The organism is Streptomyces sp. SAS_270, from assembly GCF_052543295.1.
The window spans coordinates 18,904-32,792 of the sequence record NZ_JBMNDS010000104.1 but is presented as its reverse complement, the minus strand read 5'-3'; the positions used below and the strand labels follow the sequence as shown (position 1 = coordinate 32,792).

16 protein-coding genes are annotated in these 13,889 nt (G+C 71.1%); 9 read left to right on the top strand and 7 right to left on the bottom strand.

Translation table 11 applies throughout. The features are described 5' to 3' along the window. From ACN6LB_RS41150 to zapE, 5 genes are all read right to left on the bottom strand, one after another. Positions 1-372, bottom strand: a 372-nt coding sequence (locus ACN6LB_RS41150; RefSeq protein WP_445030348.1) for an SPFH domain-containing protein, incomplete at its 3' end; no start/stop codon positions are given. 140 nt (positions 373-512) lie between these two features. Continuing rightward, complete coding sequence (locus ACN6LB_RS41145) at positions 513-2,006, bottom strand: SulP family inorganic anion transporter (protein WP_445030347.1); 1,494 nt, start codon at positions 2,004-2,006, stop codon at positions 513-515. A gap of 8 nt (positions 2,007-2,014) precedes the next feature. Continuing rightward, positions 2,015-2,593, bottom strand: coding sequence for a carbonic anhydrase (locus tag ACN6LB_RS41140; protein WP_445030346.1), 579 nt, complete (start codon positions 2,591-2,593; stop codon positions 2,015-2,017). A gap of 146 nt (positions 2,594-2,739) precedes the next feature. Further along, complete coding sequence (locus ACN6LB_RS41135) at positions 2,740-3,141, bottom strand: hypothetical protein (protein ID WP_445030345.1); 402 nt, start codon at positions 3,139-3,141, stop codon at positions 2,740-2,742. 199 nt (positions 3,142-3,340) lie between these two features. Continuing rightward, on the bottom strand, positions 3,341-4,441 hold the full coding sequence (gene zapE, locus ACN6LB_RS41130; protein WP_445030344.1) for a cell division protein ZapE: 1,101 nt from the start codon (positions 4,439-4,441) through the stop codon (positions 3,341-3,343). A 37-nt stretch (positions 4,442-4,478) separates the two neighbouring features. Here zapE and ACN6LB_RS41125 point away from each other — a divergent pair, with 37 nt between their 5' ends. The 4 genes from ACN6LB_RS41125 (at position 4,479) to msrB (ending at position 7,953) form a co-directional block, all read left to right on the top strand. Then, a complete protein-coding gene (locus ACN6LB_RS41125) occupies positions 4,479-5,273 on the top strand; it encodes a pyrimidine reductase family protein (protein ID WP_445030343.1) in 795 nt (264 codons plus the stop codon). A 133-nt stretch (positions 5,274-5,406) separates the two neighbouring features. Continuing rightward, positions 5,407-5,880 (top strand): indole-3-glycerol phosphate synthase, encoded by a 474-nt coding sequence (locus ACN6LB_RS41120; protein ID WP_445030342.1) that lies wholly within the window; start codon positions 5,407-5,409, stop codon positions 5,878-5,880. A 263-nt stretch (positions 5,881-6,143) separates the two neighbouring features. Further along, entirely contained in the window at positions 6,144-7,532 is a 1,389-nt protein-coding gene (gene murC, locus ACN6LB_RS41115) for a UDP-N-acetylmuramate--L-alanine ligase (RefSeq protein WP_445030341.1), read from the top strand. A gap of 13 nt (positions 7,533-7,545) precedes the next feature. Next, positions 7,546-7,953, top strand: coding sequence for a peptide-methionine (R)-S-oxide reductase MsrB (gene msrB / locus ACN6LB_RS41110; protein ID WP_445030340.1), 408 nt, complete (start codon positions 7,546-7,548; stop codon positions 7,951-7,953). A gap of 136 nt (positions 7,954-8,089) precedes the next feature. On the opposite strand, the gene ACN6LB_RS41105 is transcribed toward msrB, so the two are convergent. After that, a complete protein-coding gene (locus tag ACN6LB_RS41105) occupies positions 8,090-8,305 on the bottom strand; it encodes a hypothetical protein (protein WP_445030339.1) in 216 nt (71 codons plus the stop codon). Between the two features lie 174 nt (positions 8,306-8,479). Then, positions 8,480-9,481, bottom strand: coding sequence for an AraC-like ligand-binding domain-containing protein (locus tag ACN6LB_RS41100; RefSeq protein ID WP_356137259.1), 1,002 nt, complete (start codon positions 9,479-9,481; stop codon positions 8,480-8,482). A 282-nt stretch (positions 9,482-9,763) separates the two neighbouring features. Between ACN6LB_RS41100 and ACN6LB_RS41095 the strand changes: the two genes are divergently transcribed. Genes ACN6LB_RS41095 through ACN6LB_RS41075 form a run of 5 tightly spaced genes read left to right on the top strand, consistent with a single transcriptional unit; the run spans position 9,764 to position 13,889 of the window. Next, complete coding sequence (locus ACN6LB_RS41095; RefSeq protein ID WP_445030338.1) at positions 9,764-11,158, top strand: ATP-binding protein; 1,395 nt, start codon at positions 9,764-9,766, stop codon at positions 11,156-11,158. Next, positions 11,155-11,568, top strand: a complete 414-nt coding sequence (locus tag ACN6LB_RS41090; RefSeq protein WP_356137255.1) for a roadblock/LC7 domain-containing protein — start codon at positions 11,155-11,157, stop codon at positions 11,566-11,568. The genes ACN6LB_RS41095 and ACN6LB_RS41090 overlap by 4 nt, the downstream gene beginning before the upstream one ends. Beyond that, the gene (locus ACN6LB_RS41085) at positions 11,565-11,924 is read left to right on the top strand and encodes a DUF742 domain-containing protein (protein WP_356137253.1); all 360 of its coding nucleotides are present in this window, start codon (positions 11,565-11,567) and stop codon (positions 11,922-11,924) included. Before ACN6LB_RS41090 ends, ACN6LB_RS41085 begins: the two co-directional genes overlap by 4 nt. Next, complete coding sequence (locus ACN6LB_RS41080) at positions 11,902-12,543, top strand: GTP-binding protein (protein ID WP_445030337.1); 642 nt, start codon at positions 11,902-11,904, stop codon at positions 12,541-12,543. Before ACN6LB_RS41085 ends, ACN6LB_RS41080 begins: the two co-directional genes overlap by 23 nt. After that, entirely contained in the window at positions 12,540-13,889 is a 1,350-nt protein-coding gene (locus tag ACN6LB_RS41075) for a cytochrome P450 (RefSeq protein ID WP_445030336.1), read from the top strand. The genes ACN6LB_RS41080 and ACN6LB_RS41075 overlap by 4 nt, the downstream gene beginning before the upstream one ends.

Sequence of the window (13,889 nt, the reverse complement as noted above, 5' to 3'; positions counted from 1 at the left end):
GATGATCGACCGCAGTGAAGTCTGCGCCATCTGGGAGACCGCGAAGCGGTAGTCCTCGACCTGGATGATCGCGTCCGACGGGTTCACCACCTTGAAGTAGACGACCGCGTCGACCCGCACCGTGACGTTGTCGCGTGTGATGCCCTCCTGTGCGGGCACCGGCATCGTCACGATCTGCATGTTGACCTTGCGCAGCCGGTCGACCCCGGGGACCACCAGGGTGAAGCCCGGCGGGCGGGCGTCGCCGGTCAGCCGCCCGAGCCGGAAGACCACCCCGCGCTCGTACTGCTTGACGACCCGGGCGGCCGCCGCGAGGTACACCAGCGCCGCGGAACCGACCGCCACGCCCGCGACCAGGAGTTCCTGGAGCATGACGACCCCCTTTCGGGCCCCCTTCCGAGGGCTTCCTTCGAGGCGTCGCAAAAAATATTGGGTTAAGTAACGATATGCCCGACTCGGGCCTACGGTCGACATTCCTCGACCGCGGGCCCAAGTGGAGGAAACGGTGCAGGTCAGCCGGTCGTGACCTGCACCGGTTCGATACCCTCGGCGCTGTGCCGCTCCGACCAGTTCTCCAGCGCGGTACGGCACGCGTGGTCCAGGTGGTGCAGGCCGGACAGGTCCAGCTCGACCGGCCGGTCCTGCGGCAGCGCCTCCAGACTGTCGAGGATCTTCGGCAGCCGCAGGAAGGTCGCGTTGCCGGACAGGTACGCCTGGACGGGACCGGCGCCCTTGTCGATGACCTCCAGCCGCACGTGCGAGGCCTCCCACGCCGTCTTGACGACGGCCAGCGCGAGCCCGATCAGCACGCCTTCGAACATGCTCACCGCGACGATCGACACCGCCGTGACGACGAGTATCAGCGCCTCGCCGCGGTGCTCGCGCCACAGCCCGGTGAGCTCCCGTACGGGAATGAGCTTGGCGCCCGCGTGCACCAGGATGCCCGCGAGGGCCGGTATCGGGATGTAGGCGAGCACGGACGGCAGCAGCGCCGCGAACAGCAGCAACCACACCCCGTGCAGCACCCGGGACGCCTTGGTCCGTGCGCCCGCCTGGACATTGGCCGCGCTGCGCACGATCACCGCGGTCATCGGCAGCGCGCCGAGCAGCCCGCACACCGCGTTGCCCGCGCCCTGCGCCATCAGCTCCTTGTCGTACGCGGTGCGCGGCCCGTCGTGCAGCCGGTCCACGGCCGCCGCGCTGAACAGTGACTCGGCGGACGCGATCAGCGTGAACGCGACGATCGTGCCGAGCAGGCCGATCCCCGCGAGCTCGCCGAAGGCGTCCATGGGCGGCGGCTGGATCGAGTCGAGCAGACCCTTGACCTCGACCGTCGCCACCGGCAGATCGAGGACGAGGGCGGCGAGCGTGGCCAGCCCGACCGCGGCCAGCGGCCCCGGCACCGTACGCACCCGGCGCGGCAGTCGCTTCCACAGCACGAGTACGGCGATGGTGCCCGCGCCGAGTGCCGGCGAGGCGAGCGCCGTGGTGTTCCCGGCCGCCTCGACGAGCGCCTCGGGCAGCCCGGTGATCTTGTCCAGGCCGGAGGCCGGGGCCTTGGCGCCGGCGACCGAGTAGAGCTGCCCGGCGATCAGGACGAGCCCGATGCCGGCCAGCATGCCCTCGACGACGGATATCGAGATGGCCCGGAAGTAGCGCCCCAGTTTGAGGGCACCCATGAGGAGTTGGAGCACGCCCGAGACCAGCACGATGACCCCGAGGACGGGCAGTCCGAACTCCCGCACCGCCTCGTAGACCAGCACGGTCAAGCCCGCGGCGGGGCCCGAGACCTGGAGGCTGCTGCCGCGCATCAGGCCGGTGACGAGACCGCCCACGATGCCGGTGACGAGCCCGAGTTCGGCCGGGACGCCGGACGCGACGGCCACGCCGACGCACAGCGGCAGGGCGACAAGGAACACGACGAGCGAGGCGGCGAAGTCCTGCCGCAGGTAGGGCAGTCGGGGCGGCTTCGTCGACTTCGACGGATTGGCCTTCAAGATATTCATCCCGGCGCTCACAGGGCGTCGAAGGTGTCGGACTGCGGGCGGTGGGCCAGCACGGAGCCGGTGTGCACCTCGTAGAACCAGGCGTGCAGGCGCAGTTGACCGCTCGTCAGCTTCTTCGCGATGCCGGGGTACGAGCGCAGGCGCAGCAGCTGGGTCAGGACGTGGCTCTGCACGGCTTCGGTGACGGTGGGGTCCTCGACGGCCCCTTCGGGGCGGGGAGTCGCGTGCGCCAGCCAGTCGCGCACGGCGGGTACGGCGTCCAGGTCGTCGCCGCGCACCAGTGCGCCCACGGCGCCGCAGTGCGAGTGACCGCAGACGATGACGTCCGAGACGCCGAGTACTTCGACGGCGTACTCGATGGTGGCCGCCTCGCCGGTGGGGTGCTGCGAGACGTACGGGGGGACGATGTTGCCAGCGGTGCGCAGTTCGAAGAGTTCACCGGGCCGGGCACCGGTGATCAGGGCGGGGACGACCCGGGAGTCCGAGCAGGTGATGAACAGGACCTGCGGAGACTGGCCCTCGGCCAGCCTGGCGAACTGCTCGGGGCGCTGTCCGTGCGCGCGGGCATGATCGATGAGGGGCTGCATTGTCAGTTCCTCCTGGCGCGCCTCTGTCGGCGCGTCGGCTTACGAGAACGTGGCAGATGCGGGTACGAGGACATGACCCCACGTCGACGCGCTCGGCGGACGTGGCGTGGTGAGGGTGGGTCGTGTGCTCGTGCCCGTGGAGCAGCTCAGCAGCGGAACACTTGAAGTGCCGCCGCGGAGTGGGCGGTTGTGGATCTTGAGAGGTGATGCGCGGTGACGCCGGCCCGCGGCGGGGCCGGGGGCGTGTCGGCGTATGCCGGCAGGACGCGGGTGGGCGGCTCGGGTGCGGAGTCCGCCGCGGTGCGGTGGCGGTCGCGGGTGCGCAGCGGCGCGGTGGGCGCCGCCGAGTGCCCGAGGTGTCCGCTCGTGACGACCTCGTCCGCCTCGTCCGCGCGCTTGGCGAGGACGCTGCCTGTGGCCTTGGGGGTGGACACGTGGGTGACGCTGTGCGTCGACGCGAAGGGCGCGGTGGGAGTGAGGAGTTGCAGGGCCAGCAGGACGGCGGAGAGGATCGTCACAGCGAACCGGACCGTCGTACCTCGCGCCATGCGCCCCTCCCTCCTGGCTGCGTCCACTCGGCACGCGGCCCCACTCGGGCCGCGTCTCCAAATACGTTAACGCGCCTAAGTTGTTTGCAGGGTTAACTTTACGTTTCGGGTAAAGAAAAGCCCAAAACGCGAGGTGGGAATGGCTTGAACTGGTCCGTGTTCCCCGGATGTTCGAATCTGCTACGCCTCTACGGACCTGCTACGCCTCGACGAGCCCCTTGGCGTCCCGTGCGAGGGCGGTCAGCCGGGAGATCGCGCGGAAGTACTTCTTGCGGTAGCCGCCGTTCAACATCTCGTCGCTGAAGAGCTTGTCGAAAGCCATCCCGGAGGCGAGGACCGGCACCTCGCGGTCGTACAGCCGGTCCGCGAGCACGACGAGCCGCAGTGCCGTCGACTGGTCCGGTATCGGCTGGACGTCGGTCAGGCACACCGCCCTGAGGTGGTCGGTCAGGGCTCCGTACCGGCTGGGGTGCACCTTCGCGAGGTGGTCGAGCAGATGCGGGAAGTCGTCGAGCGACGCGCCCGCGGTGGCGTACGCGGCCTTGGTGACCTGCTCGTCGGAGAACGGCGCGGGCGCCTCGGGCAGTCCGCGGTGGCGGTAGTCCTGGCCGTCGATGCGCAGCGGACGGAAGTGCGCCGACAGGCCCTGGATCTCGCGCAGGAAGTCGGCGGACGCGAACCGGCCCTCACCGAGCTTGCCCGGCAGTGTGTTCGAGGTGGCGGCGAGGGCCACGCCCGCGTCGACCAGCTTGCCGAGCAGCGTCGAGACGAGGACGGTGTCGCCGGGGTCGTCGAGCTCGAACTCGTCGATGCACAGGAGCCGGTGTCCGCTCAGCGTCTGCACGGTCTTCTGGAAGCCGAGCGCGCCGACCAGGTTCGTCAGCTCCACGAACGTGCCGAAGGCCTTGAGTGCGGGCTCGGCCGCGGTCGCGTGCCACAGGGAGGCCAGCAGATGGGTCTTGCCGACGCCGTACCCGCCGTCGAGGTAGACGCCGCGGGGGCCGGCGGGGGTCTGCTTCACGGCCTTGCCGAAACCGAACAGCCGCCGCTTGCCGCCGCCGCTCGCGTGGGCGCCGCCGAGACCGGCCGCGAAACCGGCGAGGACCCGCACGGCCTCGGTCTGGCTGGCCTGGGTGGGGTCCGGGATGTACGTATCGAAGCGGACCGAGTCGAAGCGCGGCGGCGGCACCATCTCGGCGACGAGCCGGTCGGCGGGGACGTGCGGCTCGCGGGCGCACAGGGACAGCGGGGCCGCGTCGGCTATCTGATCGATACCGGTTGTGGCAGTGGAGGACGACACGGTTCCCCACTCTAAGCGCCGTGCCACACTGCACGACATGCGACGCCTGTTCCCTGTGACCGAAGAAACAGCAGCCCAGGCCTCGGGAGAGGCCTCCGGGACGGATGTGACGGACCGCGAATGGGGGCTCCTGGACCTGGCGGAGGCGTACGCCTACCCCTCCACGGACGGCCCCTGGCTGCGCGCCAACATGGTCTCCACGCTCGACGGCGCGGGCCAGCACGAGGGACGCTCCCATCCCATCTCCGGCGCCGCCGACATGCGGATCTTCGGTGTGCTGCGGGCTCTCGCGGACGTCGTGGTGGTCGGTGCGGAAACGGTACGCCAGGAGGGTTACCGCCCGGCACGCGCGCGTGCGGACTTCGCGGCGCTGCGGGAGGGGGCCGGTCAGGGCCCCGCGCCGGCGATCGCGGTGGTGACCGCGAGCCTCGACCTGGACTTCTCGCTTCCGCTCTTCACCTCCCCGTTGGTGCCCACGCTCGTGCTGACGGGCGCCGCCGCGGCCCCGGACCGGGTCGCGGCCGCCGAGAAGGCGGGCGCCAGGGTGCTGGTCGCCGGGGACGGCATGGGTGTGGAGCCCGCCCGGGCCGTCGCCGCCCTCGCCGAGCAGGGCCTGACGCGGCTGCTGACCGAGGGCGGCCCGCGCCTGCTGGGCCAGCTGGTCGCGGCCGAGGTGCTCGACGAGCTCTGCCTGACCGTCTCCCCGGTGCTCACCGCGGGGGACGCGCAACGCATCGCCGGAGGGCCCGCGGTGACGGTCCCGCAGCGCTTCGAACTGACGTCCCTGCTGGAAGAGGCCGGGTTCCTGTTCAGCCGATACCGTCGGTCCTGACAAGTCAGCGGAATACTCCGTTCCGCTTTTCTTCCACTGGGCACGCTAAATCTCGCAGTCCCCGTGCGGTCACGGGGCAGGATGGTTTCCGCAGGGGCCTGGAAACGGCCCACGGAGGAGAAGGGCGCCTGTCGTGTTCACAAGCGTATTGATGATCGAGAAGGCCCTGACGTCCGCCGATGTGGAGTTCGTCACCACCTTGCACGGTGACGAGGCGGTCGGCTTCCACGTGCTGCTCCAGCCGCGCGGAGACCAGGCGGACCGGCTGCTGCGGGCCATCGACGACGTCGCGCTCGGGGAACTGGACGAGGCGGCCCACGAGAACGAGACGCCGGAGGGCGAGGCGGCGGCGGGGCAGGGCCAGCAGGCCCTCGACGTGTCGCTGAAGGCGCTGCGCGTCTCCGGGAGCGAGGCCGAGGGCCGGCTCATCGAGGACCATCCGCTGGACGCGCTCAAGGCCCTGGTCGAGGAGATCGGCGCCGACGAGGTCATCGTGCTGACCGATCCGCACTACGTCGAGGAGTTCTTCCACCGCGACTGGGCCTCCCGAGCCCGTCACAAGGTCGGCGTACCGGTGCTGAAGCTGTTCTCGCACAGCAAGGCGTGAGCCCTGTCCGGCGGATCGGGCCGCAGGGCAGCGTGCGGGTGCGGGGCGGAAGAGGGACCTCGACGCGGAGCCTCGGCAGCCGGCGGCAACGCCGCGGGTGGCGCTCCCACGCCCTTCGGGCGGCGGGGGAGGGCGTGCCGGACCCGTGCTTGCGGCTTGGCCCGTCGGACAGGCCCTGAGGCCCGGCCGCCGGGCCATGGCGTGTGCCGTGGCCATTAGGGTGGGGCGCTGAACGTTCGCCGCACCACTCCAGGGAGACGCACATGGCACCCGGCCTTCCCACCGCCATGGACCGACCGCACTTCATCGGCATCGGCGGCGCCGGAATGTCGGGTATCGCCAAGATCCTCGCCCAGCGCGGGGCCGTGGTGGCCGGCAGCGACGCGAAGGAGTCCGCCACCGCCGAGGCCCTGCGCGCGCTGGGCGCGACGGTGCACATCGGACACGCGGCCGACCACCTGGCCTCCGACGCCACCTGCGTCGTCGTCTCCTCGGCGATCCGCGCGGACAACCCGGAGCTGGCCCGCGCGGCTGAGCTGGGCATCCCGGTGGTCCACCGCTCGGACGCGCTCGCCCGCCTGATGGACGGCCTGCGCCCGATCGCGGTCGCGGGCACCCACGGCAAGACGACGACCACGTCGATGCTGGCGGTGTCCCTGTCCTCCCTCGGCCTCGCCCCTTCCTACGCCATCGGCGGCGACCTCGACGCCCCCGGCTCCAACGCCCTGCACGGCGAGGGTGACATCTTCGTCGCCGAGGCCGACGAATCGGACCGCAGCTTCCACAAGTACGCGCCCGAGGTCGCCATCGTCCTGAACGTGGAACTCGACCACCACGCCAACTACGCCTCCATGGACGAGATCTACGAGTCCTTCGAGACGTTCGCCGGAAAGATCGTGCCGGGCGGCACGCTGGTGATCTCCTCCGACCACGAGGGCGCGCGGGAACTGACCCGGCGGCTGGCCGGTTCGGTGCGGACGGTGACGTACGGCGAGGCGCAGGACGCCGACGTACGGGTCCTGTCCGTGGTGGCCCAGGGGCTGAAGAGCGAGGTGACCGTCCTGCTCGACGGCGCCGAACTGACCTTCGGGGTCTCGGTCCCCGGCCGGCACTACGCGCACAACGCGGTGGCGGCACTGGCGGCGGGCGTGGCCCTCGGCATCCCCGCCGCGGAGCTCGCCCCCGCCCTGGCCAGCTACACGGGCGTCAAGCGGCGCCTGCAGCTCAAGGGCGAGCAGGCGGGCGTCCAGGTCATCGACTCCTACGCGCACCACCCGACGGAGATGACGGCGGACCTGGACGCGATGCGCGCCGCGGCGGGCGACTCCCGCATCCTGGTCCTCTTCCAGCCGCACCTCTTCTCCCGCACGCAGGAGCTGGGCAAGGCGATGGGCCAGGCCCTGGCCCTGGCGGACGCTTCGGTGGTGCTGGACATCTACCCGGCCCGCGAGGACCCGATCCCCGGCGTCACCAGCGAGCTGATCATGGAGGCCGCCCGGGCGGCCGGAGCCGACGTGACCCCCGTCCACGACAAGGCCGAGGCCCCCGCCGTCATCGCGGGAATGGCCAAGCCCGGTGATCTCGTTCTCACCATGGGCGCGGGCGACGTCACCGACCTCGGCCCGCTGATCCTGGACCGTCTGTCGAAGTAAGGGGCTGAGGCTCATGTCGTACGACATCGAAAAGCCGGACGAGCAGTGGCGCGAGGAGCTGACGCCGGCCGAGTACGCGGTCCTGCGCAAGGCCGGCACGGAGCCCGCGTTCGTGGGTGAGTACACCGACACGAAGACCAAGGGCGTCTACTCCTGCCGCGCCTGCGGCGCCGAACTCTTCACGTCCACGGAGAAGTTCGAGTCGCACTGCGGGTGGCCGAGCTTCTTCGACCCGAAGGACTCCGACGCCGTGGAGCTGATCGACGACCGTTCGCACGGCATGGTCCGCACGGAGGTGCGGTGCGCGCGGTGCGGGTCGCACCTCGGGCACGTGTTCGAGGGCGAGGGGTATGCCACGCCTACCGACCAGCGGTACTGCATCAACAGCATCTCGCTCAGGCTGACGCCTGACGAGAACTGATCCGACAGCCGCAGGTTCGAGTCTTGGTTGGGAGGACGGCCGCTCGTCGCACGCCGTACGGCTGTCCATCCACCCCCGACTGCCGCTGACCGCAGCCGCCCAGCTGGGTCGATCGATGCATCACGGCGGTGGTCTGTCACGCCTCGGGGGCGCCGGGCTCTTCGGTCTGCTGCTCACGACGTGGCACGAGCAGCACGGTCAGTGCCGGGACGGCGGCGACTCGGGGTGGAGGCGGTGAGGGCGGGTGCTGTCCTCGGCTCGGGCGCGGCCGCTGCCGGGCCGGGCCGGGCCGGGCCGGATCGAACGGCACGGCGTTGCACATCGCCGTGTCACGCACGACGGCGTACCGCACGACCTGAGCCGGCTCGGCTGTGTCAGACGTTTGCGCAGCGGGTGGGGTCGAGACCGGGACCGTGGTGCGGCTGTGGGTCAGTCAGGTCGAGGTCGACGCGGGCGAGCGAGATGGTCTGGCAAGAAGTGAACGCGTTTACAGTGCCGGGGCACTTGCGCCGCGGCATGCCCGGCGTTAAGCGGACGGGAAGTCCCCGTCGGCCCCCCTCGGGCCGGGCTGCCGGCGGCGGCCGTGGCGCATCTCGCGAGGGCTGACGTCGAAGCGCTGGCGGAAGGCCGTACTCATGGCGCTGGCCGAGGAGAAGCCCGAGGCGTACGCCAGTTCGGTGATCGTCATGTGTTCGCAGTCGGCGCACCGGAGGCGGTCGCGGACCAGGCGCAGGCGTTCCTCGCGGATCAGCTCGCGAGGGGTGGTGCCCACGCGTTGGAGGGCCAGTTGGATCTGGCGCAGGGACCAGCCCAGGTCGCGGGCCATGGACGCGCCGGTCAGGCCGGGGTCGGCCGCGTTGTCGCGCACATGGCGGCGGACCATCGCCTCGACCTCGGTGAGATGGCCCGGGACGTCCGGCCGGTCGTCGCCGGACGCCAGCATGCACAGGAGCTCGACGACGCGGTCCGAGACGGCGTCGAACTGGGGGTCGGTCAGGTTGTCGCGTTCCTCGTGCAGGCTCTGCAGCATGGTGCTCACCACGCGCCCCAGCCCCGTCGTCAGGTCCAGCCCGGCGGCCAGCGGTGACTTCCGGTTCAGCGGACCGTCGATCTCGCGGGAGGGGATGGTGAGGATGAACGCCAGGGTGGACGCCGTCTGCGCGCACTGGAACGGGGATCCGAAGGTGACCAGGGCGCCCGCCCCCGGTGCGAGCCGCGCCACCTGGTCCTGTTGGGACAGCGTGATCTGCCCGGTGAGCGGCATCAGCAGGCGGTAGTCGTCGTCAGGGTCCTGCCGCACTTGATGGGCGGTCCGGCTGTACTCGATCGTGTCGGACCGGAACCTGACGAGCTGATAGGTGTCGCTGCGCTGGCGGACCGTCTCGCCGCGGAAGTTGTCGGTGCGCGCGTAGGCGTACCCCATGCGGGACTGATAGGACGCGATGTGTTCGCTCCAGAAGTCGGCCCGCTCGTGCGGGTCCACCTCACCCGTGGTCTGCGACTCCACGATGTAGCGTCCCGCGGGCAACGTGGCTCCTCCGCTGCGACGGGTCGGACGACTCCATCTCGGCAGCCCTGAACTTCCGTTCGTTCAGGGACTGTTACTCGCAGTCAGACTAGGGCAGCACGCGGTTTCCGTAGTAGGCCACGGGCTCATTGGCATATGCCGAAGGTAAGCGGACGGCCTCGGCCCGGCGCCCCGGCGCGCTTGCGTTTCCGAGCAACTTCCTTGCGCACACGGACAAGTACGGATGCGGAACCGTCGCTACCGTCGAGCGCTCGTCAACCATCGCCCGCTTTTGAGGACTTCATGACCGAACAGATACCGGAGGCGGTGTTCTGGTGCCTGGCCGTGGGCCTGTTCGCCGTCACCGTGCTGCTGGTGCGTCAGCACGGGATCACCGCACGGCAGCGCGGACACAACGCCGAACTGGCGGACGGCCTGCGGGCCCGGGACGAGGAACTGCGCCACCTCGTCTCCGTCCGGCTGCCGGCCCTGGAGGACGCGACCCCACAACTCGCGACGGCCGCCGGTCTGCTGGACACACGGCTCGCCGACACGGACTTCGCCAAGTGCCTCGACAGTGTCCTGGAGCGATTCGCCGGGGCCGTCGAGCACGCCCAGTCCCGGTCCGACCAGTCCGCGAAGGCCGCATTGAAGGCGTCGATGCGCTCCATCCAGGCCCTGGCCAACGAACAGCAGGTGGCCATCGCGGAGATGCAGGACCGGCACGACCACCCGGACGTGCTGCGCGACCTGCTCGAAGTCGACCACACCAACGCCCAGTTCGGCCGCCGCGCGCAGGCCATCGCCGTGCTCTGCGGTTCCTGGCCGGGGCGCCAGCGTTCCGTCGCCGCGCTCATCGAGGTCGTACGCGGCGCCACCTCCCGCATCCGCGACTACCGGCGCATCCGTATCCACGGCGAGGTCGACATCGCCGTGGAGAGCCGGGCCGTGGAACCGGTCGTGCTCGCGGTCGCCGAACTGCTCGACAACGCGGCACGCCACTCGCAGCCCAACACGACCGTCGAGGTCACCATCCAAGCGGTGCACAACGGCGCCTGCGTGGTGATCGACGACGCCGGCGTCGGCATGGACGGGCAGGCGGCCGAGCACGCCGCCGGGCTCCTGTCCGGAGGGCGCACCGTGGACGTCACCCGGCTCGGCGACCCGCCCCGCTTCGGCTTCGCAGTCATGGGGGTGCTCGCCGAGCGCTACGGCTTCAACGTCTCCGTCGGCACGGTCTCGCCGTACGGCGGTGTGCGCGCCGTGGTCTTCCTGCCGACCTCCCTGCTCACGCACCCGGAAGCCCTCCAGGAGCGTCCGCCCGTGGCCGAACCGCCCGCGCGTGTCCCCGAAGCCGTCCCCGGGCGCGCCTTGGCGCCGGATCCCGTATCGCCTACGGCGTCCGTCGCCGCACCGGCCCCGGCCGTTCGCCCCGATCCCGAACCCGACGACGGCCACAGGGAGCCGACCACGCCCGGAGGACTGCCCCAACGACGACGCCGCGCCCTGCGGGACACGGCCGCGCAGACCCCGGCCCCGCCCGCCGAGGAGGTCGGCGGCCGCTCGGCCGAGGAGAACGCCCGGCGCATGGGGGCGTTCGCGCGCGGCACCCGCTTCGGCCGGGCCGCCCAGGACACCTCGCAGGACGACGACAGCCGGCACACCTCGCACGAAGACGAAGGGAACAGCCAAGAATGACCGGGCCCACCAACAACGAGTTGGGCTGGATGCTGGACGAGGTGCTGAAGGTTCCTGAGGCGCGCCACGCGATCCTGCTCTCCGCCGACGGCATGCTCCGCGCCCACTCCAAGGACATCGGCCGGGACGACGCCGAACGGCTGGCCGCGGGCCTGTCCGGCGTCCAGTCGATCAGCCGCAGCACGGCCGAGTTCTGCGGCACCCCGAACACCCCGTGGCGGCAGACCCTGATCGAGTTCGCGCACGGCTACGTGTTCCTCGTCGCCGCCGGCGAAGGTGCCTACCTGGCCGTCTCCACCAGCGAGGAAGTGGACATGGAGGCCGTGACGTACCGCATGCACAAACTCGTCGACCGGCTCGGCAAGGAGCTGACCAGTCCGGCCCGGCAGGACACCGGCAGCCCGGCATGACGGCCCGGCGCCGTCCCGCGGACCGGCTGGTGCGGTCGTACGTCGTCACGGACGGCCGCGCCCACCCCTCCCGCAACACCCTGGACCTGGTCACGCTGCTGATCGCCGCCGACGATCTGCCGCTGGCCGGACTCAACCCGGAAAAACGCAGGCTCATGGAGCTGTGCCGGCCCGGAGCCCTGTCCGTCGCCGAGGTGGCCGGCCATCTCGCGCTGCCGGTCAGCGTCACCAAGGTGCTGATCGCCGACCTCATGGACAGCGGCCACATCGTCACCCGCGCACCGGTACCGGCCGCCCGGCCGACCGACGCCCGAATACTTCAGGAGGTGCTCGATGGGCTCCGCGCCCGCCTCTGAATCCGCCGGATCCACCGCGGAACCGGCCTCGGCCGACGTCTATCTGCGGCCCACCGTGCAGACCGCGGTCAAGCTGCTGGTCGTGGGCCACTTCGCGGTCGGCAAGACGACATTCGTCGGCGCGCTCTCCGAGATCCGGCCGCTGCGCACCGAGGAGGTCATGACCGAGGCAGGCGCCCTCGTCGACGACCTGGCCGGCATGAAGGACAAGACCACCACCACCGTCGCCCTCGACTTCGGCCGCCTCACCCTCAACGACCGCCTGGTGCTGTATCTGTTCGGCACGCCCGGCCAGCAGCGCTTCACCCAGCTGTGGCAGGACATGACGCGCGGCGCGCTCGGCGCCCTCGTCCTCGCCGACACCCGGCGCCTGGGCCAGTCCTTCGAGGTGATGGGCGTACTGGAGGAGCTCGGACTGCCCTACGCCGTCGCCCTCAACCAGTTCGACGGCGCGCCCGAGTACGGCACCGACGAGGTGCGCGCGGCCCTCGACCTGCTTCCCGAAACCCCCCTCGTCCACTGCGACGCCCGCGACCGGGCCTCCTCGACGCGGGCCCTGATCTCCCTCGTCGAGTACCTGCTGACCCGCACTCCCACCGGCCAACTGGAGCACGCGTGACCGCCGTACCACCACCGGGCTGCCCGGCCCACGAGTCCCTGTACGACCCCGAGTTCGCCGCCGACCCGGCGTCCTTCTACCGGCGGCTGCGCGCCGTCGGCCCGATCGCTCCGGTCGAACTGGCGCCCGGCGTACGGGCGTCGCTGGTTCTCGGATACGACGCCGCCCTGCACGTACTGCGCAGCCCCGAGACCTTCTCCAAGGACCCCCGCCGCTGGACGGACCTCGCGGACGGCACCGTCCCCCCGGACAGCCCGGTCGTCCCGATGATGATGTACCGGCCGAACGCCCTGTTCACCGACGGCGAGGAGCACCGGCGGCTGCGCGGCGTCATCACGGACAGCCTGGACCGGGTGGATCCGAACACGCTGCGCGGCTACATCGAGGCGAGCGCCGACACGCTCATCGACCGCATAGCGCCGCGGGGCGGGGCCGACCTGCTCGGCGAGTACGCCCAGGTCCTGCCGCTTTTGGTGTTCAACCGCCTCTTCGGCTGCCCGGCCGACTACGGTGAGCGGCTGGTCGAGGGGATGTCCGGGATCTTCGACGGCGTGGACGCCGAGAAGGCGAACGAGCTGCTCGCCACGACCCTGCTGGACCTTGTCGCGCTGAAGCGTGCCAGGCCCGGCCAGGACGTGACCTCCTGGATGCTGGCCCACCCCGCCGCTCTCACCGACGAGGAGATGGTCCACAGTCTCGTCGTGCTCATGGGCGCGGGCACCGAGCCCCAGCAGAACCTGATCGCCAACGGGCTGCGGCTGCTGCTGTCCGACGACCGTTTCGCGGGCACCTTGTCGGGCGGCAGCCTGCCCGTGGAGGACGCCCTCGACGAGGTGCTGTGGACCGACCCGCCCATGGCCAACTACGCCGTGCACTACCCGGTCCACGACGTCGTGTACGAAGGGGTGACCCTGCGGGCGGGCCATCCACTGGTGGTCAGTCTCGCCGCGGCGAACACCGACCCCGCCCTGACGACGGATCAGCGGGCGGGCAACCGGGCCCACTTGGCGTGGAGCGCGGGCCCGCACAGCTGCCCGGCGCAGAGTCCGGCCCGGCTGATCGCGGCGGTGGCGGTGGAGAAGCTACTCGACCGCCTTCCCGACATCGAACTGGCCGTGCCGGTGGGTGAGTTGCAGTGGCGGCCGGGTCCCTTCCACCGGGCGCTGGCCGCGCTGCCCGTGACCTTCCCGACCGCGCAGCGCGAGCGGGTCGCCGCGGTGGCGCTGCCCGCCGCGGTCGCGGTACCCGCACCGGAGCCGGTGCGAGTACCGGATCCGGCGCCGGTGCCTGAGCGTGCGCCACGCGGGTGGGCCGCGAAGCTGCGGTCCTGGTGGCGCGGGGAGTGA

Excerpts from the sequence above, each read along its gene's own strand:
- ACN6LB_RS41085 (WP_356137253.1), top strand. The coding sequence starts at position 11,565 with ATGACGGCCCGGCGCCGTCCCGCGGACCGGCTGGTGCGGTCGTACGTC.
- ACN6LB_RS41095 (WP_445030338.1), top strand. The coding sequence starts at position 9,764 with ATGACCGAACAGATACCGGAGGCGGTGTTCTGGTGCCTGGCCGTGGGC.
- murC (WP_445030341.1), top strand. The coding sequence starts at position 6,144 with ATGGCACCCGGCCTTCCCACCGCCATGGACCGACCGCACTTCATCGGC.
- ACN6LB_RS41145 (WP_445030347.1), bottom strand. The coding sequence starts at position 2,006 with ATGAATATCTTGAAGGCCAATCCGTCGAAGTCGACGAAGCCGCCCCGA.
- ACN6LB_RS41140 (WP_445030346.1), bottom strand. The coding sequence starts at position 2,593 with ATGCAGCCCCTCATCGATCATGCCCGCGCGCACGGACAGCGCCCCGAG.
- ACN6LB_RS41090 (WP_356137255.1), top strand. The coding sequence starts at position 11,155 with ATGACCGGGCCCACCAACAACGAGTTGGGCTGGATGCTGGACGAGGTG.
- msrB (WP_445030340.1), top strand. The coding sequence starts at position 7,546 with ATGTCGTACGACATCGAAAAGCCGGACGAGCAGTGGCGCGAGGAGCTG.
- ACN6LB_RS41125 (WP_445030343.1), top strand. The coding sequence starts at position 4,479 with ATGCGACGCCTGTTCCCTGTGACCGAAGAAACAGCAGCCCAGGCCTCG.
- ACN6LB_RS41080 (WP_445030337.1), top strand. The coding sequence starts at position 11,902 with ATGGGCTCCGCGCCCGCCTCTGAATCCGCCGGATCCACCGCGGAACCG.
- ACN6LB_RS41135 (WP_445030345.1), bottom strand. The coding sequence starts at position 3,141 with ATGGCGCGAGGTACGACGGTCCGGTTCGCTGTGACGATCCTCTCCGCC.